Source organism: Mycobacterium sp. (assembly GCF_046095365.1).
Classification (GTDB): Bacteria; Actinomycetota; Actinomycetes; order Mycobacteriales; family Mycobacteriaceae; genus Mycobacterium.
The window spans coordinates 1-20,979 of sequence record NZ_JBJTJF010000169.1; the positions used below are offsets into that span (position 1 = coordinate 1).

20 protein-coding genes and 1 pseudogene are annotated in these 20,979 nt (G+C 71.7%); 9 read left to right on the forward strand and 12 right to left on the reverse strand.

Annotated features, from left to right (window positions below; all coding sequences use genetic code 11):
- The 3 genes and pseudogenes from ACKOQ4_RS12955 to trmB all read right to left on the reverse strand — a co-directional run.
- Nucleotides 1–627: pseudogene (locus ACKOQ4_RS12955) on the reverse strand (hypothetical protein); the annotation flags it as partial.
- A gap of 42 nt (nucleotides 628–669) precedes the next feature.
- Nucleotides 670–1,377 (reverse strand): NYN domain-containing protein, encoded by a 708-nt coding sequence (locus ACKOQ4_RS12960; protein ID WP_526292441.1) that lies wholly within the window; start codon nucleotides 1,375–1,377, stop codon nucleotides 670–672.
- Nucleotides 1,374–2,135 (reverse strand): tRNA (guanosine(46)-N7)-methyltransferase TrmB, encoded by a 762-nt coding sequence (gene trmB, locus ACKOQ4_RS12965; RefSeq protein ID WP_526292475.1) that lies wholly within the window; start codon nucleotides 2,133–2,135, stop codon nucleotides 1,374–1,376. Before trmB ends, ACKOQ4_RS12960 begins: the two co-directional genes overlap by 4 nt.
- 98 nt (nucleotides 2,136–2,233) lie before the next feature.
- Here trmB and ACKOQ4_RS12970 point away from each other — a divergent pair, with 98 nt between their 5' ends.
- The 5 genes from ACKOQ4_RS12970 (at nucleotide 2,234) to ACKOQ4_RS12990 (ending at nucleotide 8,258) form a co-directional block, all read left to right on the forward strand.
- On the forward strand, nucleotides 2,234–2,884 hold the full coding sequence (locus ACKOQ4_RS12970; RefSeq protein ID WP_526292443.1) for a hypothetical protein: 651 nt from the start codon (nucleotides 2,234–2,236) through the stop codon (nucleotides 2,882–2,884).
- A gap of 96 nt (nucleotides 2,885–2,980) precedes the next feature.
- Nucleotides 2,981–4,819, forward strand: coding sequence for a phosphoenolpyruvate carboxykinase (GTP) (locus ACKOQ4_RS12975; protein ID WP_526292445.1), 1,839 nt, complete (start codon nucleotides 2,981–2,983; stop codon nucleotides 4,817–4,819).
- A gap of 2 nt (nucleotides 4,820–4,821) precedes the next feature.
- Nucleotides 4,822–5,595 carry a carbonic anhydrase gene (locus ACKOQ4_RS12980; protein ID WP_526292447.1) on the forward strand — a complete coding sequence of 258 codons (774 nt, stop codon included), beginning with the start codon at nucleotides 4,822–4,824 and terminating at the stop codon, nucleotides 5,593–5,595.
- Between the two features lie 105 nt (nucleotides 5,596–5,700).
- Complete coding sequence (locus ACKOQ4_RS12985) at nucleotides 5,701–6,684, forward strand: MaoC family dehydratase (RefSeq protein ID WP_526292449.1); 984 nt, start codon at nucleotides 5,701–5,703, stop codon at nucleotides 6,682–6,684.
- Nucleotides 6,685–6,737: 53 nt separating this feature from the next.
- Entirely contained in the window at nucleotides 6,738–8,258 is a 1,521-nt protein-coding gene (locus ACKOQ4_RS12990; protein WP_526292451.1) for a carboxylesterase/lipase family protein, read from the forward strand.
- Between the two features lie 12 nt (nucleotides 8,259–8,270).
- On the opposite strand, the gene ACKOQ4_RS12995 is transcribed toward ACKOQ4_RS12990, so the two are convergent.
- The 3 genes from ACKOQ4_RS12995 to ACKOQ4_RS13005 are packed head-to-tail and all read right to left on the reverse strand — an operon-like array spanning nucleotide 8,271 to nucleotide 11,445.
- Nucleotides 8,271–9,434, reverse strand: coding sequence for an acyl-CoA dehydrogenase family protein (locus ACKOQ4_RS12995; protein ID WP_526292453.1), 1,164 nt, complete (start codon nucleotides 9,432–9,434; stop codon nucleotides 8,271–8,273).
- On the reverse strand, nucleotides 9,431–10,555 hold the full coding sequence (locus ACKOQ4_RS13000) for an acyl-CoA dehydrogenase family protein (RefSeq protein WP_526292455.1): 1,125 nt from the start codon (nucleotides 10,553–10,555) through the stop codon (nucleotides 9,431–9,433). Before ACKOQ4_RS13000 ends, ACKOQ4_RS12995 begins: the two co-directional genes overlap by 4 nt.
- The gene (locus tag ACKOQ4_RS13005; protein ID WP_526292457.1) at nucleotides 10,552–11,445 is read right to left on the reverse strand and encodes an alpha/beta hydrolase; all 894 of its coding nucleotides are present in this window, start codon (nucleotides 11,443–11,445) and stop codon (nucleotides 10,552–10,554) included. The genes ACKOQ4_RS13000 and ACKOQ4_RS13005 overlap by 4 nt, the downstream gene beginning before the upstream one ends.
- A gap of 55 nt (nucleotides 11,446–11,500) precedes the next feature.
- Between ACKOQ4_RS13005 and ACKOQ4_RS13010 the strand changes: the two genes are divergently transcribed.
- Complete coding sequence (locus tag ACKOQ4_RS13010; protein WP_526292459.1) at nucleotides 11,501–12,280, forward strand: enoyl-CoA hydratase/isomerase family protein; 780 nt, start codon at nucleotides 11,501–11,503, stop codon at nucleotides 12,278–12,280.
- 16 nt (nucleotides 12,281–12,296) lie between these two features.
- Here the strand turns inward: ACKOQ4_RS13010 and ACKOQ4_RS13015 are convergent, their stop codons facing one another.
- The 3 genes from ACKOQ4_RS13015 to ACKOQ4_RS13025 are packed head-to-tail and all read right to left on the reverse strand — an operon-like array spanning nucleotide 12,297 to nucleotide 14,834.
- Complete coding sequence (locus ACKOQ4_RS13015) at nucleotides 12,297–12,575, reverse strand: hypothetical protein (protein WP_526292461.1); 279 nt, start codon at nucleotides 12,573–12,575, stop codon at nucleotides 12,297–12,299.
- A 16-nt stretch (nucleotides 12,576–12,591) separates the two neighbouring features.
- Nucleotides 12,592–13,668, reverse strand: a complete 1,077-nt coding sequence (locus ACKOQ4_RS13020; RefSeq protein WP_526292463.1) for an acyl-CoA dehydrogenase family protein — start codon at nucleotides 13,666–13,668, stop codon at nucleotides 12,592–12,594.
- Complete coding sequence (locus tag ACKOQ4_RS13025) at nucleotides 13,665–14,834, reverse strand: acyl-CoA dehydrogenase family protein (RefSeq protein WP_526292465.1); 1,170 nt, start codon at nucleotides 14,832–14,834, stop codon at nucleotides 13,665–13,667. The genes ACKOQ4_RS13020 and ACKOQ4_RS13025 overlap by 4 nt, the downstream gene beginning before the upstream one ends.
- A gap of 98 nt (nucleotides 14,835–14,932) precedes the next feature.
- On the opposite strand from ACKOQ4_RS13025, the gene ACKOQ4_RS13030 reads away from it, so the two are divergent.
- The gene (locus tag ACKOQ4_RS13030; RefSeq protein WP_526292477.1) at nucleotides 14,933–15,391 is read left to right on the forward strand and encodes a MaoC family dehydratase; all 459 of its coding nucleotides are present in this window, start codon (nucleotides 14,933–14,935) and stop codon (nucleotides 15,389–15,391) included.
- Here ACKOQ4_RS13030 and ACKOQ4_RS13035 read toward each other — a convergent pair.
- Both ACKOQ4_RS13035 and ACKOQ4_RS13040 read right to left on the reverse strand, forming a co-directional pair.
- On the reverse strand, nucleotides 15,388–16,860 hold the full coding sequence (locus tag ACKOQ4_RS13035) for an aldehyde dehydrogenase (protein ID WP_526292467.1): 1,473 nt from the start codon (nucleotides 16,858–16,860) through the stop codon (nucleotides 15,388–15,390). The two genes, ACKOQ4_RS13030 and ACKOQ4_RS13035, sit on opposite strands and share 4 nt — an antisense overlap.
- Before the next feature lie 10 nt (nucleotides 16,861–16,870).
- Nucleotides 16,871–17,644 carry a class I SAM-dependent methyltransferase gene (locus ACKOQ4_RS13040; RefSeq protein ID WP_526292469.1) on the reverse strand — a complete coding sequence of 258 codons (774 nt, stop codon included), beginning with the start codon at nucleotides 17,642–17,644 and terminating at the stop codon, nucleotides 16,871–16,873.
- Nucleotides 17,645–17,676: 32 nt separating this feature from the next.
- On the opposite strand from ACKOQ4_RS13040, the gene ACKOQ4_RS13045 reads away from it, so the two are divergent.
- Both ACKOQ4_RS13045 and ACKOQ4_RS13050 read left to right on the forward strand, forming a co-directional pair.
- Nucleotides 17,677–18,849, forward strand: a complete 1,173-nt coding sequence (locus ACKOQ4_RS13045) for a glycosyltransferase family 4 protein (RefSeq protein WP_526292471.1) — start codon at nucleotides 17,677–17,679, stop codon at nucleotides 18,847–18,849.
- Nucleotides 18,846–19,229, forward strand: a complete 384-nt coding sequence (locus ACKOQ4_RS13050) for a DUF5313 family protein (protein WP_526292473.1) — start codon at nucleotides 18,846–18,848, stop codon at nucleotides 19,227–19,229. The genes ACKOQ4_RS13045 and ACKOQ4_RS13050 overlap by 4 nt, the downstream gene beginning before the upstream one ends.
- On the opposite strand, the gene ACKOQ4_RS13055 is transcribed toward ACKOQ4_RS13050, so the two are convergent.
- Nucleotides 19,220–20,923, reverse strand: a complete 1,704-nt coding sequence (locus tag ACKOQ4_RS13055; RefSeq protein WP_526292479.1) for an MmpA family trehalose lipid delivery protein — start codon at nucleotides 20,921–20,923, stop codon at nucleotides 19,220–19,222. The genes ACKOQ4_RS13050 and ACKOQ4_RS13055 overlap by 10 nt on opposite strands.
- Nucleotides 20,924–20,979: the final 56 nt, after the last annotated feature.

Genomic DNA, 20,979 nt, shown 5'->3' on the forward strand with positions numbered 1-20,979 from the left:
GACGACGCCGCCGAAGTCGAAGAACAGCAGAACGGCCACCAGCGGGATGGGGGCGATCTCGGCGCGTTGCTGGTCGACGCCGATGGTTCCGGTCAGTTCGCTGGCCAACGGGTTCAGGCCCGCCAGCTTGATGGCGCCGCCGTTGATCGCCTTCAGGTCGGGCTCGACGTCCTGGTAGTTCCTCAGGATTTCGTCGTCGCTGTCTCCCTTCAGCGGGATCGACACGAAGGTGTGGCGCTTGTCCGCGGTCTTCATCTGCTGGACGGTGGCGTCGGTGCTGTCCGGGGCGCGCAGCCAGCCGGCCCAGCCGACCACCTGGTCCTCGTGTTCCTTGGAGAAGTCGTCCAGCTCGGTGACCATCGCCCTGGACCAGTCCGGGTCGTCGACCTTCTTGTCGTCCGGCGGGGTGAGGATGGCCACCACGTGGCTGGTGCGGTCCCGGCCGTAGGCGCCGTCGGCGATCAGCGAGGCTTGGACCGACTGGCTGCCGTCGTCGTAGAAGCCGCTCTGGGTGACGTGCTTGCCCAGATCCATGCCGAAGATGCCGCCACCGATACACAACGCGACCATCAGAGCGATGACGATGTACCGGTTCCGGTACACGGTTCGACCCCACCAGGCGAACACTCGATCTCCTCACTAAGAACTAACGCGCGACCGCGCCGCAGGCTACAGCCGCGAGGTCAACAATGCGGACAGCGGCCGGAACGGCTGCAGCCATGCTCCGTGTTCCGGAAGCGAATCCAAACCTATTCGGGGCAGTGGCTCGCGGAAGACACCGGGGATGTCCTCCAAGTCGACGAAATCCAAGGTATCCGACGCTAACGCCCAGCTGGCATGTTCACGAAATCCGAGCACGGAGACCGGGATGCCGCCGCGGGCGATCTCCTCCAGCGGGGTGCGGAACGCCTGACCGTCGGCCGAGGCCACCAGCACCGACGCCAGTCCCTCCCGCTGGCGAAGGGCGATGTGCCCAAGCATGTCGCCGTCGACGTCGCTGTCCTCGTCGACCTTGGGTTTGGCGAAGACGGCGAAGCCCACGTTGCGCAGGGCCTCCACCCAGGGCCGGACGACGTCGGCACTGCCGGGGGCGATGTTGGTGAACACCGTCGCCTCCGGCTCGGCCGACACGTCGGGGTGCCCGGCGGCCAACTCGGCGGTCCTGGCCAGCAACCAGCGGCCGAGAGCGTCGAACCGGGGCCGGTGGGCCGCCGTCGGGCGGCCGCCGAGGATCGCGCCCAGGCCCATGTCGAGGTTGGGTGCGTCCCACACCAGCAGAACCCGCCGGGGGGCCGGTTCGGCGGTCGCCGGCGGCTCCGGCGGCACCGCCGCGACGGTGGCCGCCGATTGCGCGCTCGCCTCGTGAACAGTGGTCATGCTCGCCTCACCCACAGCAGTTCGGTAACGGCGCGGCCCGCGTCTCGGGCCTTCGTCTCGTACTTGGTGACGGGCCGCAGCACCGAGATCGGCAAGGTCTCACCGGTCACCGCCCGGCGCAGCCGAGGTTCGCCGTCGCCGGCCTCGGCGATCTGTTCGGCGTATCCGGCGTGATCGGTGGCCACGTGCAGCAGCCCACCGGGCCGCAGCCGGTCGGCGATCAGGGCGATCGTCTCGGGCTGCAGCAGGCGCCGCTTGTGATGGCGCGATTTGGGCCACGGGTCGGGAAAGAAGACCCGCACCCCCGCGAGCGCACCCGGCTCGATGAGATGCTCGAGCACATCCACGCCGTCGCCGCGGATCATCCGGATGTTGGACACCCCGTCACGGTCGATCGCGCTGAGCAGCTGGGCCAGGCCGCGCCGGTAGACCTCGACCGCGATGACGTCGACACCGGGTTCGGCCTGGGCCATCGCCAGTGTGGATGTGCCGGTGCCGCAGCCGATTTCGCACACCAGCGGTCGGCCGGTGCGGCCGAACCACGACTCGGCGTCCAGAGGTGTGATCGGGCCGGCGGCATCGGAGACCAGCGCCTGGCGGCCCAGGCCCGGCCACAACCGCTCCCAGGCGTCCTGCTGAGCCTCGGTCAGGGCCGACCGGCGGGACCGGAAACTGGTCACCCGGCGCTGGTGATGCGTGGCGGTGTCGGGCGTGGTCGAGCCCCCGCGCTGCGCATGCATTGATCCATGGTGGCCCATGAAGCCCGCGCCGCCGTCATCGCGGGCCAGATTGATACCCAACAGTTGCCTACCCGGGTGAGTCGCGCCCGGACCGGGCCGCTGCCACCATCGTGGCCGTGTTGTCCCAGCGATTGCGTGCCGAGGTTCACCTGGCCCGCGCCCAGCTGGCCGCCCTGGTCCGGTCGAGGTGCGCGGACCTGCGCCGCGCCTGGCAACGCGAGGCGGGACAACTGCAGCGCCCGGGCCTCGGCGCCTTCGAGGCCCGGGTCCTCCGGCAGGCGGGCCGCGCCGCCGACGAGGTCGCGGCCGCGGCGGCCGAACGGTTCGGCGAGGCGGCCCGGCGGGCCGGGCTGACGGCCGCCGGATCCCGCGACGTCGCGGCGCCGCCTTTCCGCCCGCCGCCGCCGCGGCGGTGGCCGCTCGAGGACCGGCTGTCGGCGGTGCTGGGCGCGGGTTTCGGTCTGGGTGTGTCGCTGACCGCCGGACGGGTCCTCGCCGGGTGGGGGGCGGCGCCGGAGATGCTGATCGGCTGCGGCGGAATCGGTCTCTCGCTGGCCTGGTGGGTGGTGGGAACCCGCCGGCTGCTCAGCGCGCGCGCCGGGACGGAGCGCTGGGCGGCCGAGGTCGCCGCCGCGTTGCGCGCGGCGCTGGAGGAACTGGTGCTGGCCGCCGAGTCGGACCTGATGAGCCGGTATCCGCCCAGCCCGCCCGTTTCCGGTCGCCGACGGCCGTCGCTGAGCGATACTCCCGATTACCGGCGGTTGTGACGGTCGCGTTAACCTCTGTCCCAGGACGCCTCGACCGCCCCGCCGCCGGGCGGGGAGGGTCAGCCCCCTGACAACGACGCACGCGGGAGATAATCGATGACCTCAGCGACCATCCCAGGTCTGGACAAGGCACCCACCAGGCACGCCGAGCTGCTGGCCTGGGTCCGTGAGGTCGCCGAGCTCACCCAGCCCGACCGGGTCGTCTTCGCCGACGGCTCCGACGAGGAATACCGGGCGCTGTGCGAACGGCTGGTGGCCGCCGGCACCTTCACCCCGCTCAACGACGCCGACGAGCCGTCGTCCTACCTGGCCCGTTCCACCCCGTCGGACGTGGCCCGGGTGGAGTCCCGGACCTTCATCTGCTCCGAGCGCGAGGCCGACGCCGGGCCCACCAACAACTGGATGGCGCCCGATGAGATGCGCGCGATCATGACCGACCTCTACCGGGGCTGCATGCGGGGCCGGACCATGTACGTCGTCCCGTTCTGCATGGGGCCGCTCGGCGCCGACGACCCCAAGCTCGGGGTCGAGATCACCGACTCGGAGTACGTGGTGGTGTCGATGCGCACCATGACCCGGATGGGCAAGGCCGCGCTGGACAAGATCGGCGACGACGGGTTCTACGTCAAGGCGCTGCACTCGCTGGGCTCGCCGCTGATCGACGAGTCCGGCGCCCGCAGGGACGACGTGCCGTGGCCGTGCAGCGAGACCAAATACATCACCCACTTCCCGGAGACCCGCGAGATCTGGAGCTACGGCTCCGGCTACGGCGGCAACGCGCTGCTGGGCAAGAAGTGCTACTCGCTTCGGATCGCCTCGGTGATGGCCCGCGACGAGGGCTGGCTGGCCGAGCACATGCTGATCCTCAAGCTGATCTCCCCGGAGAACAAGGCCTACTACATCGCCGCGGCGTTCCCGTCGGCCTGCGGCAAGACCAATCTGGCGATGATCCAGCCCACGGTGCCGGGCTGGCGGGCCGAGACCCTCGGCGACGACATCGCCTGGATGCGGTTCGGCAAGGACGGCCGGCTCTACGCGGTCAACCCGGAGTTCGGCTTCTTCGGTGTGGCCCCCGGCACCAACTGGAGTTCCAACCCCAACGCCATGCGGACCATCGCCGCCGGCAACACCGTGTTCACCAACGTGGCCCTCACCGACGACGGCGGCGTCTGGTGGGAGGGCCTCGAGGGCGACCCGGAGCACCTGATCGACTGGAAGGGCAACGACTGGTCACCGGACTCCGATGAGCCCGCCGCGCATCCGAATTCGCGCTACTGCACCCCGATGTCGCAGTGTCCGTCGCTGGCCCCGGAATGGGACGACCCGCAGGGTGTGCCGATCTCGGCGATCCTGTTCGGCGGCCGCCGCAAGACCACGGTGCCCCTGGTGACCCAGGCCCGCGACTGGCAGCACGGGGTGTTCATCGGGGCGACGCTGGGCAGCGAGAAGACCGCCGCCGCCGAGGGCCAGGTGGGCACCATCCGCCGCGACCCGATGGCGATGCTGCCGTTCCTGGGCTACAACGCCGGCGACTACTGCCAGCACTGGATCGACCTGGGCAAGAACTCCGACGAGTCCAAACTGCCGAAGGTCTTCTTCGTCAACTGGTTCCGCCGCGGCGGCGACGGCCGGTTCCTGTGGCCTGGCTTCGGCGAGAACAGCCGGGTGCTCAAGTGGATCGTGGAGCGGGTCGAGGGACGCGCAGAGGGGACCTCCACCGCGATCGGCATCGTGCCGTCGGCGGCGGAGTTGGACCTCGGCGGGCTGGACGTCGCGGCCGACGATGTCAGCGAAGCGCTCGCCGTCGACACCGACGAGTGGCGTGCCGAGCTGCCGCAGATCGAGGAGTGGTTCGACTTCCTCGGCGAGAAGCTGCCCACCGGCCTGCGGGACGAACTGGAGGCGCTGCGACACCGCCTGGCCGAGGCCGACTGACGATGCGGGCCGCAGGGCCCGGGCAGCAGGCGGCCGCGCTCTCCCGGCGTTCCCTGCTCGGTTTCGCCGGCGCCGCGACGGCCACCGCCCTGGCGGGCTGCGGCACGACGGCGACCCGGACCGCCCCCACCGTGACCGTCACGGTCCCGGCCGACGTCGCGGTCACCACCGAACGGTCCCGGCCCGACATCACCGACCCGGCGACGGCGCTCGCCAAGCTGCTGCGGGGCAACGGTCGTTTCGTGACCGCCGCGATGGTGCACCCCGACCAGACGCCGGAGGCCCGGGTGCGGCTTTCCGCGGCACAGAAGCCGTTCGCCGTCGTCCTGAGCTGTTCGGATTCGCGGCTACCCCCGGAGGTCATCTTCGATCAGGGCCTCGGCGACCTCTTCGTGGTCCGAGTCGCCGGCAACGTGGTGGACCCGGCCGGGCTCGGCAGCGTCGAGTACGCCGTCGGCCATCTCGAGACACCGCTGGTAATCGTTCTGGGCCATACGAATTGCGGCGCGGTGTCGGCGACCCTCGACGCGCTCAAACCTGCGGGGGCGCGCCCGCACGGCGCGGTGGCGGCGGTGGTGGACGCGATCACACCCGCCGTCGGGGTCGCCGGGCAGCGCCCGGGTGATCTTCTGGACAACGCCATCCGGGCCAATGCCGAGCAGTCCCGGGATCAGATCAAAGCGTCGTCGGAGTTGGCGCAGCAGGTGAGCCGGGGCACCCTGCTCGTCGTCGCGGGCCTCTACAACCTGGCCGACGGCACCGTCTCCGTGATCTGACCGCGGGCGCGGCCCGATTCACACCGCGAGATCGCCTCCAGGGTCGCGATCGGCGATGTTCCGCAGCCGTGGGGGCGATCTCGAGGCGCGGCCCGGCCTGGCAGCATGGGCGAGGTGATAGATCCCGGCGGTCCGTACTTCGACGACCTGGCGATCGGGCAGGTCTTCGACTGGGCTCCGTCGATGACCCTGACCTCCGGCCTCGCGGCCGCCCACCAGGCGATCACCGGGGACCGGCTGCGACTGGCGCTGGACGGCGAACTGGCCCATGCGGTGACCGGGGTGCCCGGGGTGATGGCCCACCCCGCACTGGTCTGCGACGTCGCGATCGGCCAGTCCACCCTGGCCACCCGGCGGGTGAAGGCCAATCTGTTCTACCGCGGCCTGGCCTTCCACCGATACCCGAGCATCGGCGACACGCTGTTCACCCGCACCGAGGTGGTCGGGCTCCGGCAGAACCGCGACAGAGCCGGTCGCGCCCCGACCGGCCTGGCCGCGCTGCGGATGACCACCATCGACCAGGCGGGCCGGCTGGTGCTGGATTTCCACCGCTGCGCGATGCTGCCGCTCAGCGCCGGGGTCGACACCGGGCACGCCGACGACCTCGACGGGATCGGCGCCGGCCCGGACCCGGCTGACGATCCGACCGGGGGATGGGACGCCGGGGCGTTCCGCGAGCGGGTGCCCGGCCCGCACTTCCGCGCCGACATCGCCGGGAGGGTGTTGCGCAGCAGCGCCGACGTGGTCAGCTCCGCGCCCGAACTGGCGCGGCTGACGCTGAACATCGCCGACACCCATCATGACTCCCGCCCCGCCGGGCGGCGCCTGGTCTACGGCGGGCACACCATCGGGCTGGCGCTGGCCCAGGCCGGCCGGCTGCTCCCCAATCTCGTCACCGTCCTGGGCTGGCAGTCCTGTGACCACACCGGGCCGGTCCACGAGGGCGACACGCTCTACAGCGACCTGCACATCGAGTCGGTCCAGCCGCTGTCCGGCGGCCGCGGCGGGGTGCTGAACCTGCGATCGCTGGTCTACGCCGCCGCGGACCGGCCGGTGCTGGACTGGCGGTACACCGCCCTGCTCTTCTAGCCGCCGTCTACCGGCCGGTAACCTGGGAAGCGGATGTGAAAGGACACCGCCGGATGACGATCGCCAATCCCGTGGTCGACACCACCTACGGCCCGGTTCGGGGCGTCGATGACGGTCGGACCAGGGCCTTCAAGGGGATCCGCTATGCCGCGCCGCCGGTGGGCGAGCACAGGTTCCGTTCGCCCCGGCCCCCGCAGCCGTGGACCGAGCCGGCCGACGTGACGTCGTTCCGCGCGGCCTGCCCGCAGCCGCCGGTCCCGAACTTCCCGATCAACCTCGGCGCCCGCCAGGACGAGGACTGCCTGGTCCTCAACGTGTGGGCGCCCGCCGCCGCGTCGGCCGACCCCAAACCCGTCCTGGTGTGGGTGCACGGCGGCGCCTACGTCCTGGGCTCCGGCAGCCAGCCCTACTACGACGGGGGGATGCTGGCCGAGCGGGGAGACGTCGTCGTGGTCACGCTGAACTACCGGCTGGGCGTGTTCGGGTTCCTCGACGTGGAGGGGTTCGACTCCAACGTCGGCCTGCGCGACGTACTGGCCGCCCTGGGCTGGGTGCGCGACAACATCGCCGCCTTCGGTGGCGATCCCGGCCGGGTGACGGTGTTCGGCGAGTCCGCCGGCGCCGGCATCATCACCACGCTGCTGGCCGTCCCCGCCGCGCGGGGTCTGTTCGCCGGGGCGATCGCGCAGAGTTCGCCGGCGACGTCTGTCTACGACCGCAGCCGGGCCCGGCGGGTCACCGCCGAGGTGCTCGACTTCCTCGGCATCCGGCCCGGTGACGAGGCCCGGCTGGCCGACGTGCCGGTGCCCACGCTGATCGCCGCGACCAAGAAGGTGTTCGACGAGGTGCCGGTGCGCAACCCCGGCACGCTGGCCTTCGTGCCCATCGTCGACGGGGACGTGCTCCCGGACTACCCGGTGGTGTCGGCGCGCAACGGCAGAACCCACCCGGTGCCGCTGATCATCGGCACCAACCGCGACGAGGCGGCGCTGTTCCGCCTGATGCGCTCCCCGCTGCTGCCGATCACCCCGCGGGCGATCACCTCGATGTTCAACCAGATCGCCGGCGAGCAACCCGACCTGCAGTTGCCCACCGAGGAGCAACTCGGTTCGGCCTACCCCGGCAAGAAGGCCAAGGCGCGGGGCCTCAGCATCGCAAGCGACGTCGGGTTCCGGATGCCCTCCGTGTGGTTCGCCGAGGGCCACAACGCTGTCGCGCCGGTCTATCTGTACCGCTTCGACTACGCCACACCCGTCATGAAGCTGCTACTGGTGGGTGCCGCCCACGCCACCGAACTGCCTTATGTCTGGGGAACTCTCGGCGCGCCCCAGGACATGACCCTCAAACTCGGCGGCGCCAAGACGGCCAAGGCGGTCTCCAAGCGCATCCGCACCCGATGGGTGAACTTCGCCGCCACCGCCAAGCCCGCGGGCCTGCCCGGCGAGCCGGAGTGGACGCCCTACCAGGACGCCGACCGGGCCTGCCTGATCATCGACCACCACGACCGGATCGTCTACGACCTCGACGCCGACATCCGGGCGGCGTGGGGTACCGATCCGGTGCACCTGCGCTGATCCGGTCGCGGTTCAGCCGGTCGGCAGGTCCCTGAACGGGACGTCCTTGTACGGCTCGGGCTCCTTCGGCAGACCCAGCACCCGCTCGCCGACGATGTTGCGCTGGATCTGGTCGGTGCCGCCGCCGATCGAGGTGAAGTAGGCGTTGAGCGTCCGGAAGGTGACGGCGTCACCGGCCGGGTTGTCCGGTCCGGTCAGCATGGATTCGCAGCCGAGGATGTCGGTCTGCACCCGGGCGGTCTGGTGCAGGATCCGCGACATCGCGATCTTGCCGAGCGCCATCAGGGTCGCCGCCTCCGTGCGGTCACCGGTTGCCTTGGCGCGCTGGGTGTTCCACCGGTTGACAGCCGCATAGGCCTCGACCCGGGCGATCTCCTGGCGGATGTTGGAGTCGGAGAGCCTGCCGGCCGAACGCGCCATCCCGATGAGGCTGTCGGCGTCGGGCTTGAGGTCCCGGCTGGACCGTGACGTGCGGGCCAGGTCGCCCATCAGGCGACGCTCGTAGGCCAGCGCCAGTTGCAGCACCCCCCAGCCCCCGCCGGGCTCGCCCACCAGATTCGCGTTCGGCACCCGCGCGTCGGTGATGAAGACCTCGTTGAACTCCGACTCGCCGGTGATCTGGTGGATCGGCCGGATCTCCACCCCGGGCTGGCGCATCGGGAAGATGAAGAAGCTGATGCCCTTGTGCTTGGGGACGTCCCAGTCGGTGCGGGCGATCAGCAGGCCGTAGTCGGCGATAGTCGCGAAGGAGGTCCACACCTTCTGCCCGTTGATGACCCAGTCGTCGCCGTCGCGTTCGGCGCGGGTCCGCAGGCCGGCCAGATCCGACCCGGCGCCGGGTTCGCTGTAGAGCAGACACCAGCGGGTCTCCCCCCGGACAGAAGCCGGGATCAGCCGGCGTTTCTGTTCGTCGGTGCCCAGATCGTGCAGGGTGCATGCCATCAGGTCGGCGCGGTCCTGGCCGGCGCCCCGGGCTCCGACGGCGGCGAATTCCGCTGCCACGATTCGGGATTGCGCGTCGCTGAGTCCGCGGCCCCACCATTGCGGCTCCCAGCCGGGTACCGCCCAGCCGGCCTCGAAGACCCGGCGGCCCCAGTCGCGGCGGTCCAGAGCCGGGTCCCAGTTCTCGGCCAGCCAGGCCCGGACCTCGGCGCGGATCCGCTCGTCGTCGCTCACGTGATCTCCTCCCGTAGTCGTACGTAGCGTTCCCGGTGCCAGGCCGGGTCGCCGAAGATCTGCGCATCGGTGCGGGCGCGGCGCAGGTAGAGGTGTGCCGGGTTCTCCCAGGTGAATCCGATCCCGCCGTGCACCTGGATGTTCGTCGCGGCCGTGGAAACGAAGGTCTCCGCGCAGAAGGCCTGTGCCAGGGCGAGATCCATCACGCGGTCGGGTTCGGCGGTATCGAAGGCGGCGGCGACGTGGCGTGCCGCCGACAGCGCGGACTGCGCGTCGAGCAGCATGTCCACACACATGTGCTTGACCGCCTGGAAGCTGCCGATCGCGCGGCCGAACTGGTAGCGGCCGCGGGCGTAGTCGGTGCCCATGGTGGTGACCTGCATCGCTCCGCCGGCCTGCTCGGCGATCAGTGCGACCGCCGCCCGGTCCAGGGCCGCCGCCAGGGCGGAGGTGGCGGCATCCGGTGCGCCGACGAGACGCGCCGGGGTGCCGGTCATGGTGAGACGGCCCTGCTTCCGGGTCTGGTCCACGGTCGTCAGCGGCGATACCGCCAGACCCTCCGCATTCCGGTCGACCGCGAAAACGCCGGTCCCCGAACCGCTCTGGGCCTGCACGTAGAACCGGTCGGCACGCAGCGCGTCGAGGACGAAGATCTTCTCGCCGTTCAGCGACCAGCGGCCGTCGTCGTCGACGGCGGCCGTGGCCGGATGCGCGGGCGGGCGGGCCGACCCGGACTCGGCGAAAGCGGCGGTTGCGATCAGGTCACCGGCGGCGATCCGCGGCAGCGCCTCGGCGCACTCGGCGGTATCGCCAAGTGCCAGCAGGAGATAGGGGACCAGTACGGCCGCCGACAGGTACGGGGCGCACAGCAGCGCGCGGCCCATCTGCTCGCTGACGACGGCCAGTTCGGCCGCCCCGGCTCCGGACCCGCCGAACTCCTCCGGAATCACCAGTCCGACCAGGCCCATCGCCGCCATCTCGGCCCACACCCCGCCGTCGTATCCGTCGCCGTCCATCAGGCGCCGGACCTCGGACTCCTGGGAGCGTTTGGCCATCAGGTCGGCCACCGCGTCGCGCAGGTCGTTCTGTTCCCGGGTCAGGGCGGCCGACACCGGCCTCACCCGACCATCGTCATGGCGCGGCGCAGGCTGGCGCACTTGCTGTCGAAATACGCCTGGGAGATGCCGGCTTTCGGCACGATCTTGTCGAAACCGTGGAACGCGCCCGCCACCTCGTAGACATCGCAGGGAACCCCGGCCGCCTCGAGGCGCTTGGCGTAGCCGACGCCCTCGTGGTGGAACAGGTCGAGAGTGCCGACCCCGAGCCAGGCGGGCGGCAGCCCGGCCAGGTCGGTCCGCCGGCCCGGGACCGCAACCTCCGGGTCGGCTCCGCCCAGATAGGACGTCCAGCCGATCCGGTTGCTCGCGGTGTTCCACAGCCGGAATCCGGGGTCGTCGAGACCCGGGTCGACGGTGCGGTCGTCGAGCATCGGGTAGGAGAGCAGTTGCAGGATCGGCCGCACTTCGCCGCGGTCGCGGGCCAGGAAGGCCAGCGCCGCGGTCAGCCCGCCGCCCGCGCTGGCGCCGCCGATCGCGATGCGCCCCGGGTCCACCCCCGGCAGTTGCGCCAGCCAGGTGAGCGCGCTGTAGCAGTCCTCCAGCGGGATCGGGTACGGATGCTCTGGAGCCAGTCGGTAATCGACGGCCGCCACCGCGATGCCGAGCTTGCGGGTGAAGGCCCGGCAGTAGTCGTCGTCCTGGGCGGCGTTGCCGATGACGTAACCGCCGCCGTGAATCCACAGCAGCGCGGCGACGTCACCGGACACCCGCGCCGGCCGGTACAGCCGGACGCCCGCCCCGGACGGCAGGGTCAGGATCTCGACGCCCCCGCTCTCCGGCCGGCGCGGGCCGGGCATCCGGCGCAGCAACGGCACCGACCAGCGGTAGACGACCTGCCTCGGGACGAACCGCGCCGCCCGGCGTAACTCCGGGTGGATGTCGTCGTTGGGCATGAATGTCATTATGCCGCCGGGTCCGGCGCCCGGCGGCGGTGGTTACGATCGCCCGATGAGCGAATCATCCACCGGCGGCGGCGTCGTCCTGACCGAGCAGCGCGACCGCGTCCTGATCGTCACCATCAACCGGCCGGAGGCCAGGAACTCGGTCAACGCCGAGGTCAGCCACGCTCTGGCCGCCGCGGTCGACCGTCTCGACGAGGACCCCGGACTGTCGGTGGGCATCGTGACCGGCGCCGGCGGATCGTTCTGCGCGGGTATGGACCTCAAGGCGTTCGCGAAGGGGGAGAACGTCGCGGTGAAGGGCCGCGGGCTGGGCTTCACCGAGCGGCCGCCGGTCAAGCCGATCATCGCCGCGGTCGAGGGATACGCGCTGGCCGGTGGCACGGAGTTGGCACTGGCCACCGATCTGATCGTGGCGGCCACCGATTCGGCGTTCGGCATCCCCGAGGTGAAGCGCGGCCTGGTGGCCGCCGGCGGAGGCCTGCTGCGGCTGCCGCAGCGCATCCCGTATCAGATCGCGATGGAACTGGCGCTCACCGGCGACAGCCTGCCCGCGCCGCGGGCGCACGAACTCGGTCTGGTCAACGTCCTGGCCGAACCCGGCCACGCGCTGGAGGCGGCGCTGGAACTGGCCGCCCGGATCACCGCCAACGGACCGCTGGCGGTGGCGGCCACCAAGCGGGTCATCACCGAGTCGCGCGGCTGGAGCGACGAGGATCGGTGGCGCCAACAGGCCATGATCATCATGCCGGTGTTCGCCTCCAAAGACGCCCGCGAGGGTGCGGTGGCCTTCGCCGAGAAGCGCGCCCCGAACTGGACCGGCACCTAGGTCGTAGCAGCCGCCCTCAGTCGCAGAACGGCAGGCAGGGGCCGGGCGTGTAGGGGGTGGGCGCGGTGATCGCCGGAGTGAACGAGTTCGGACCGCCGGGGGACATGTTCTTGTCCGAGGGACTCGGTGCGCCGGGCCCCTGCGGCACGCCGGAGCCCGGTGTCGAGGGGGCTCGACTCGACGGACTCGGCGGCGGCGCGGGTTCCTGCCGGACGGCGCCGCAGGCCGACATGGTCGCGACGGCGATCGCAATGCCCACCGCGCCCAGTCCGGGAGTGACTCGTGCGAACACCATCGCCGGTTCCCTTCCGCTAACCCGACGCCACGCCGACGATCACGTCCCAGGGATCGGCGCCCGACAGAGCCAGTCGGCCCAGCCGCCGGGCGTGGTGCGCCGCGTCGCCGAACTCCCCGGTCCAGCTGCGGGCTCGCATGGTGGCCAGCCACAGCCGGTGCTCGATGGTCACCCCGATCGCGCCGTGCAACTGATGGGCCGATGTCACCACGGCAGGAACCACCTGGCCCAGAGTGACCTTCGCCACGGTCACGGCGTACTCGGTCTCAGGGGCGTTGAAGCCGTGGTCGGCGGCCGCCGCGACTGCGAGATTGGTTGCCGCGCGGGCACGTTCGACCTCACCGGCCATGCCTGCCAGGGTGTGCTGGACGGCCTGGAACGCACTCAGAGGGCGTCCGAACTGCTCGCGTTCCCGGGTGTGGCCGACGGAGAACTCCACTGCCGCGTCGAGCGCACCGATGGTCTGTGCGCATCGCGCCCAGGCGCCGCGGATGACCAATTCGGAGCTGAGGTCCTCCAGCGGGTTGAAGGCGGCCGCGGGAACATCGACGGTCACGGTGTCGCGCGGCTCACCGCCGGCGTTGTGGCCCTTGGTGATTGACAACTCCGCGGGATCGCAGGCGGCGACCAGCAGTCGATTGCCGTCGCGAAGAGCCAGCACCACACCGGCGGCGGCTGCAGCGTAGGGGACGGCCGGGATCGTCGCGGCGACCCTGCCGGCGGCGACCCGGGCATCGCCCGAGGCGACCGTCAGCGGCCCCGTCGCCGCGACGTCGACACCGGCCGCGGACGCCAGCCAGCCGGCCAGTACATCGGTCTCGGCCAGCGGCACCGTCACGCCATGGCGGGCGAGCGCGCGCAGCACCACCGCGGCCTCGGCGGGACCGCCGCCGGAGTCGCCGTCGCTGACCAGACGGGTCAGCCCGGCGTCCTCGAGGTGCTGCCACGCCGCGGCGTCGAGGGCGTCCGGCAGCGCCCGGTGACCGATACGTGACTGGAATGAGCGTTCGCCGATGTCTCCAGCCAGGTCGCGCAGTTCGGCGAGACCGTCGGCGCTGCAACCGAACACACCCCCGCTGAGGACACCTGTCATCGCAGTCCCATTCCCCGGGCCACCATGCCCCGGAGCACCTCGTTGGTGCCGCCGCGCAGTGTGAACAGCGGCGCGTGCACCTTCGCGACGTCCACCAGTGCTGCCACCCGCGCCCGCCCGGCGGTGCCCTCGGCCACGTAGGACAGCAGATCGGCCGCCAGATCCACCGACTCCTGTTCGAAGCGGGTGCCGAGGTCCTTCACCAGCGCGGCCTCGTTGACCGGCGCACGGCCGTCGGCCAGTGCCCGGGCCACCGACACCGACAGCTGACGCAGCGAGATCACCCTGGCCAGCAGGCCGCCCACCGCGGCCGCGGTGTGATCGTCGACCGGGTTCTGGTCGGCCAGCAGTCCGATCAGCGCGGTGAGCAGCGGGGCGGTGGTGAGGATGCGTTCGGGCCCGCTGCGCTCGACGGACAGTTCGGCGGTGACCTGGCGCCACCCGTCGCCGGCCTCGCCGAGCAGATTGCGGTCCTCGATGAACACCTCGTCGAAGGTGACCTCGTTGAAGTGGTGCTCCCCGGACATCAGCACGATCGGGCTGATTCCCAATCCGGCTGAGTCGGTCGGCACGATGACCTGGCTGAAACCGGCGTGCCGCCGCGTTGGGTCGGCCGGGCTGGTGCGGGCCAGCACCACGATCTGATGGGCCAGATGGGCGCCGCTGGTCCACACCTTGGTGCCGGACAGCACCCAGCCGCCGTCGGTGCGGGTCGCGCGCGCCGCCGAAGCGGCCAGGTCCGAGCCGGCCTGCGGCTCGCTCATGCCGATCGCCGAAAAGTACCGTCCCGCAGCGATTCCCGGCAGGAAGCGCTGCCGCTGCTCATCGGACCCGTAGGACATCAGGCCCGGGCCGACCTGACGGTCGGCGATCCAGTGCGCTGCCACCGGCGCGCCGCCGGCCAGCAACTCCTCGGTCACCACGTAGCGATGCAGGTGGCCGAGGCCCCGACCGCCGTACTCAGGCGGGATGGTCAGGCCGAGGAAGCCGGCGTCACCCAGGCGTGCGCTGAAGTCCTCGTCCCAACTCGACAGCCAGGCGTCGACCTTCGGCTCCCAGCCGAACTCGGCGCGGTCGGCGGCCAGGAACTCGCGCACCGACCGGCGCAGCTTCGCCAACTCGGGTTCGTTGGCGCACAGCGCGGCGAAGCCGTCAGGCTGGCTCATGGTCCGATTGTGCACCGGTCCGCCGGCCGCCGCGGCGACGGGGCTGAGGGCCGGCGATTTGTATGATTCGGGCCGTAACCGGGTCGGGAGGTCTGAGCGTGCAGGTGATCGGGTCCATCGATGAGGCGCAGGGACTGGTCGGCCGGGAACTCGGCGTCAGCGACTGGCTGCTCATCGACCAGCGGCGCATCAACGATTTCGCCGACGTCACCGGTGATCACCAGTGGATCCACGTCGACGTCGAACGGGCCAGGGCCGAGAGTCCCTACCGCACGCCGATCGCGCACGGGTTCCTGACGCTGTCGCTGATCCCCGCGCTGAGCAAGGACAACTTCCGGCTGGAGAACGCCAAGTTCGCTCTCAACTACGGGCTGAACAAGGTCAGGTTCCTCTCCGGCGTCCCGGTGGACAGCCGGATCCGGGCCCGCTCGGAACTCGTCGACGCCACCAGGGTCGACGACAACACGGTCAACCTCGTAGTCCGGCACACCATCGAGATCGACGGCGCGGCCAAGCCCGCCGCGGTCGCCGACATGGTGGTTCGGGCCGTTTTCTAGGTCTTCGGGGTGTAGCCGAAGGGCAGCAGCACGCTCTTGAGTTCGACGTACTCCTCGATGCCCTCCGGCCCGTTCTCCCGCCCGACCCCGGAGTTCTTGTAGCCGCCGAACGGCGCGCCCGGGTCGAAGGCGTACATGTTCACCGCATAGGTGCCGGTACGGATCCGCGATGCGATCTCGATCGCCTTGTCGTAGTCGGTCGTCCACACGCTGCCGGCCAGTCCGTAGTCGGAGTCGTTGGCGATCCGGACGGCGTCGTCCTCGTCGGAGTAGCCGATGATCGACAGCACCGGGCCGAAGATCTCCTCCTGGGCGATCGTCATGGAGTTGTCGACGTCGGCGAACACCGTGGGCTCCACGAACCAGCCGGTGTCGATCCCCTCGGGCCGGCCGCCGCCGGTCACCACCCGCGCGCCCTCCTCGCGGCCCTTGGCGATGTAGCTCTCGACCCGCTCGCGCTGCTTGGCACTGATCAGCGGACCGATCACCGCGCCCGGGGAGTCCGGCAGGCCGACCGGCATCGCCGCGACAGCCGCGCCGACCTTCTCCACGATCTCGTCGTAGCGCGACCGCGGAGCCAGGATCCGGGTCTGCGCCACGCAGGCCTGCCCGGAGTTCATCAGGCCGGAGAACAGCAGCATCGGCAGGGTGGCGTCGAGGTCGGCGTCCTCGAGGATGATCGCCGCCGACTTGCCGCCCAATTCCAGGGTGCAGGGCTTGAGCTTCTCCGCCGCCAGCACACCCACCTCGCGGCCCACCGAGGTGCTGCCGGTGAAGGTGAACTTGTCGATCAGCGGGTTTGCGGTCAGCGCCTGACCGGTCTCCGGGCCGCCCGGCACCACCGACAGCACACCCTCGGGCAGGCCGGCCTCGGCGAACACCTCGGCGAGAGCGTTGATGGTCAGCGGCGTCTCGGCGGCCGGCTTGAGCACCATCGTGCAGCCGGCGATCAGTGCCGGTCCGAGCTTGTTGCACGCCAGGAACAGCGGAACGTTCCAGGCCACCACCGCGCCCACCACGCCGACCGGCTCACGCAGCACCAGGGTCTGCCCGTAGATGCCGTCGCGGATGTCGCGCCAGGTGAACTTGTCGGCGGCCGCCGAGTAGAAGTGCAGCCCGGACAACGCCGCGCCGTACTGCATCATGTCGACGATCATCTGCGGCTGGCCGGTCTCCGCCTTGAGCAGGAACTTGAACTCGTCGGCGCGGTCCTCGATCAGCTTGACCGCGTTGGCGATCACGGCCTGGCGCTCCTGCGGCGTCATCCGCGGCCACGGACCCGAGTCGAACGCCTCGCGGGCCGCGTCGCAGGCGGCGTCGACGTCGGCGGGGGAGGCCCAGGGCACCTTGCCGACGTACTCCCCGGTGGCCGGCGAGTACACCTCGATGAACCTCGACGTGGACGGCTCGACCCACTTGCCGCCGATGAAAAGCTTGTCGAATTCGGTCTTGTACGCCGTCTGTGCCATGCCGACAACACTACGTAGGGCGCAGCACCAGCACCAGATTGCTCACCAGGAATTCCCGGACGCCCGGCATCGAGGTCAGCCACCAGGCCCATCGGGGGTGGTAGCGGGGGAAGGCGGCGGCCAGCATGCCGGTTCCCCTCGCCCAGCGCAGGCCGTCGGCGGCCGAGACGCCGAACAGCGACTCCCCGTAGCGGTTCTTCGGCGGGTGCCCCCGCCGGCGGGCGTACCGTTCGGCCGCCCGCGCCCCGCCCAGGTAGTGCCACAGCCCGGTCTCGTGGCCCCCGAAGGGACCCAGCCAGACGGTGTAGGACAGGATCGCCAGGCCGCCCGGCCGGGTCACCCGCAGCATCTCCGCGCCCAGCGTCCAGGGCGCCGGCACGTGTTCGGCGACGTTGGACGACAGGCACACGTCGACGCTGCGGTCGGCGAACGGCAGGGCCAGCCCGGAGGCGCGCACGAAGGTCCCCGGACCGCCCCGCCGGGTGTGGCCGGCGGCGTGCATCTCCCGGGGATCGGGTTCGACCCCGATGTAGCGCCAGCCCGCCGCGGTGAACGCGTCCGCGAAGTAGCCGGGGCCGCCGCCGACGTCGAGCACGGTGCGGCCGCCGGGGTCGGGGTCGTGCGGGTGCCGGCCGCTCCACAGGTCGGTCACCATCGCGGCGGTGTCGTCGGCCAACGCCCCGTAGAACCGGGCCGGATCGCCCTGCTCGTGGCGGAACTCGCCGAGCAGCCGGACCGCCCGGCCCAGCGTCGCGCGCCGGGCGAACAGGTCGGTGACGGCCATCGGCCTCACCCTAGGCGATAGGCTGTGCGGCGATGTCTTCTCCGCCGGCCCCCGTGCGCTCGGTGCTGATGCTGTGCTGGCGCGACACCGGTCATCCCCAGGGCGGCGGCAGCGAGACCTATCTCCAGCGCATCGGCGCGCTGTTGGCCGGGGCCGGCGTCGACGTCACGCTGCGCACCGCGCGCTACCACGGAGCCGCCCGCCGGGAGGTGGTGGACGGGGTTCGGATCAGCCGCGGCGGCGGCCGCTACACCGTCTACATCCGGGCGGGGCTGGCCATGGTGGCCTCCCGGGTGGGCCTGGGTCCGTTGCGGCGGGTGCGCCCCGACGCGGTGATCGACAGCCAGAACGGACTGCCCTTCCTGGCGCGGCTGGCGTTCGGGCGGCGGGTGGTGGTGCTGGTGCACCACTGCCACCGCGAACAGTGGCCGGTCGCCGGCCGCCTGCTGGGCCGGTTGGGCTGGTTCGTGGAGTCCCGGCTCTCGCCCCGGCTGCACCGGCGCAACCAGTACGTCACGGTGTCGCTGCCGTCGCTGCGCGACCTCGCCGACCTCGGTGTCGACGCCCGGCGGGTCGCCGTTGTCCGCAACGGTCTCGACCAGGCTCCGCAACGCACCCTCACCGGCGCGCGCTCGGACACCCCGCGGGTCGTGGTGCTGTCCCGGCTGGTGCCGCACAAGCAGATCGAGGACGCGCTCGAGGCGGTGGCCGTCCTGCGCACCCGGGTGCCGGATCTGCACCTCGACGTCGTCGGCGGCGGGTGGTGGCACGACCGGCTGATCGAGCACGCCCGGCGGCTGGGCATCGCCGATGCGGTGACCTTCCACGGGCACGTCGACGATGCAGCCAAACACGCCGTGGTGCAACGTTGTTGGGTGCATCTGCTGCCGTCCCGCAAGGAGGGCTGGGGTCTGGCCGTGGTGGAGGCCGCCCAACACGGTGTGCCGACCATCGGCTACCGGTCGTCAGGGGGGCTGAACGACTCGATCGTCTACGGTGTCACCGGGGTGCTCGTCGACGATCTCGACGGCATGGTCGACCGGCTCGAGGAGCTGCTCGCCGACCGGGTGCTGCGCGAGGAACTCGGCGCCAAGGCCGAGGTCCGCAGCCGGGAGTTCTCCTGGCCGCAGAGCGCCGCGGCGATGCGGACCGTGCTGGACTCCGTGCGCGCGGGTGACTACGTCAGCGGCGTGATCCAGCCGTGAGCACCGGGGCCCCCGACCCGCTCCAGTACATCGCCTACTGCTGCGGCAGGGTGCTGCCGCCGGAGTTCGACGACTGGGTGCGCAGGGACCTGGCCGGCCGGGGAGCCCGGCGGCGAACCCTGGTACGGGTGAGCGTTCCCGCGTTGCTGTTGGTCGCCCCGCTGTGGTTCGTCCCGGCTACGGTGGGCATGCACCTGGCGATGTCCTCGCTGCTGCTGCTGCCCTTCGTCTACTTCGCCCACGCGCTGGACAAGGTCTGGCGGGCCCACCGGCTGCGCCAGCACGGTCTCGACCCCGACCTGGTCGACGAGCGGGCCCGCCGCCGCGACGCGCGAATCCGCGAGGACTACCAGCGCCGCTACGGCCACCGTCAGGACTGAGCTCTCCTGCGCAGCGCGGCCGTCGCCAGCCCGACGGCGCCGGCCGTCAGCGTCGCCGCCCACAGCAGATGAGCCGCCAGCACCGCCGCGCGGTGCGGTTGCGGTCCCGGGGGCCGCACACCGGCGATCCGGTACACCGCGATGTCGGCGTCGGCGTAGGCCGGGGGCAGCTGCCGCACGGAGCGCTCCGAGGCACCCATCTCGCCGGGCGTGCCGCGCTCCACCAGCAGCCAGCCAACCCCCGCGCCGGCCAGCGTCCCGGGGTCGGCCCCGGACTCCAGCAGCGCCTGCACCTGCCGGGCCCGCCCACCCTCACCGGGAACCATGCGGCCGGCCACCATCAGGTCGCCGGTGCTGAGCACCTCGGCCCGGACCCAGCGGGGGGCCGGGTCGAGCACCGGGGCCGGACCCGACCAGGCGAACCGGCGCATGATGTCGGCCGGCAGCACCGCCACGGTCGCCGGATCGGCGTTGATCCGACCGGTCGCCGCCGCCCAGCCCGGGGGGTAGTGCACCGGGCGCAGTCCGCCGGCCACGCCCCAGGCCAGATCGGGCAATCCGGCCAGCAGTGCCGTGCAGCACATCAGGGCGGCGAGCGCAGGGCGCATCCACCGCCGCAGGAACAGCACCGCCCCCGCGGCCGCGAGCGCATAGCCGGGCATCGCCAGGGCCACCCACTTCTGCCCGTCGCGCAGGACCGCCAGACCGTGGACCGTCTCCACGGCGGCGCGCAGCAGGGCCAGACCGGGACCGGTGGACATCGCGGCGGGCACCAGTACGGCGACCGCGGCGAGCACCAGCAGCGGTTCGCCCGTTCGGGCGCGCAGCACGGCAGGTGCTCCGCACAGCACGACGGCAAGCAGTAGAAGCGTGCCCACCAATGCGAATCCCGTTGTGCGGGTAGGCGGCACCGCTTCGGCATTCCAGATTCCACCCAGCCCGGCCAGGCTTCCGAGCGTGCCCAGCAGCGGTTCGGCCCTGGGCGAGAACGATGCCAGGCCTTCGCCCTCGGGCATGTTCAGTGCGCTGCCGAGCAGGGACGCGGCCAGCCACGGGGCGGCGGCGCACGAGGCGGCGGCCACCGCCCCCGCCGCGGCGCGGGCGCGGGGCACGGCCGGCCCCGGGACGGCGACGCACACCAGGGCCACGACGGCGGCCAGGATCGCACCGGTCGGGGTGAGGCCGGCCAGCGCGATCCAGAACACCAGCGCCGCCCACCCGGTCCCGTCCCGGCGCAGCCGGATCATCCCGGCGGCCACCCACGGCAGGCAGCCGTAAGCCAGAACCAGGCTCCACTGCCCCTGCAGAAGCCGTTCGGCGACGAAGGGATTCCACACCGCGACGGTGGCGGCGGTCAGCCTCCCGCCCAGTCCGGCCTCCGGTACCACCCGGCCGGCCAGCAGACCCGCTCCCAGGCCGGCCAGGAATACGCCGGCGATCAGCAGGACCCTGACCAGCAGACCTCCGTCGACGACCGCGGAGACCACCGCGATCGCGAAGTCCTGCGGCACCGCCCGCGGCGCGGACTCGCCCAGTCCGATCGCCGCATCGGTCAGATAGGAGCGCGGCGTCGACACCGCATCGCGGATGAGCAGATAGCCCGGCGACCACAGCGGGCCCGTGACCGCCGCCGTAAGGGCCAGCGCGTAGCCGGGCAGCGCCCATCCGGCGGCCGGGCGGCTCGGCGTGGTCACCGCTGCGGGGGTGGGGACTCCGTCTGACTGGAGGAGGGTGTCGGACCGGAGGGGGG

Bases quoted from the DNA above. Each gene is read 5' to 3' on its own strand.
- ACKOQ4_RS12980 (WP_526292447.1), top strand. From the start codon at position 4,822: ATGCGGGCCGCAGGGCCCGGGCAGCAGGCGGCCGCGCTCTCCCGGCGT.
- ACKOQ4_RS12975 (WP_526292445.1), top strand. From the start codon at position 2,981: ATGACCTCAGCGACCATCCCAGGTCTGGACAAGGCACCCACCAGGCAC.
- ACKOQ4_RS12960 (WP_526292441.1), bottom strand. From the start codon at position 1,377: ATGACCACTGTTCACGAGGCGAGCGCGCAATCGGCGGCCACCGTCGCG.
- ACKOQ4_RS12985 (WP_526292449.1), top strand. From the start codon at position 5,701: ATGGGCGAGGTGATAGATCCCGGCGGTCCGTACTTCGACGACCTGGCG.
- ACKOQ4_RS13020 (WP_526292463.1), bottom strand. From the start codon at position 13,668: ATGACAGGTGTCCTCAGCGGGGGTGTGTTCGGTTGCAGCGCCGACGGT.
- ACKOQ4_RS13025 (WP_526292465.1), bottom strand. From the start codon at position 14,834: ATGAGCCAGCCTGACGGCTTCGCCGCGCTGTGCGCCAACGAACCCGAG.
- ACKOQ4_RS13040 (WP_526292469.1), bottom strand. From the start codon at position 17,644: ATGGCCGTCACCGACCTGTTCGCCCGGCGCGCGACGCTGGGCCGGGCG.
- ACKOQ4_RS13045 (WP_526292471.1), top strand. From the start codon at position 17,677: ATGTCTTCTCCGCCGGCCCCCGTGCGCTCGGTGCTGATGCTGTGCTGG.
- ACKOQ4_RS13010 (WP_526292459.1), top strand. From the start codon at position 11,501: ATGAGCGAATCATCCACCGGCGGCGGCGTCGTCCTGACCGAGCAGCGC.
- ACKOQ4_RS13015 (WP_526292461.1), bottom strand. From the start codon at position 12,575: ATGGTGTTCGCACGAGTCACTCCCGGACTGGGCGCGGTGGGCATTGCG.
- ACKOQ4_RS13035 (WP_526292467.1), bottom strand. From the start codon at position 16,860: ATGGCACAGACGGCGTACAAGACCGAATTCGACAAGCTTTTCATCGGC.
- ACKOQ4_RS12990 (WP_526292451.1), top strand. From the start codon at position 6,738: ATGACGATCGCCAATCCCGTGGTCGACACCACCTACGGCCCGGTTCGG.
- ACKOQ4_RS13005 (WP_526292457.1), bottom strand. From the start codon at position 11,445: ATGCCCAACGACGACATCCACCCGGAGTTACGCCGGGCGGCGCGGTTC.
- trmB (WP_526292475.1), bottom strand. From the start codon at position 2,135: ATGGGCCACCATGGATCAATGCATGCGCAGCGCGGGGGCTCGACCACG.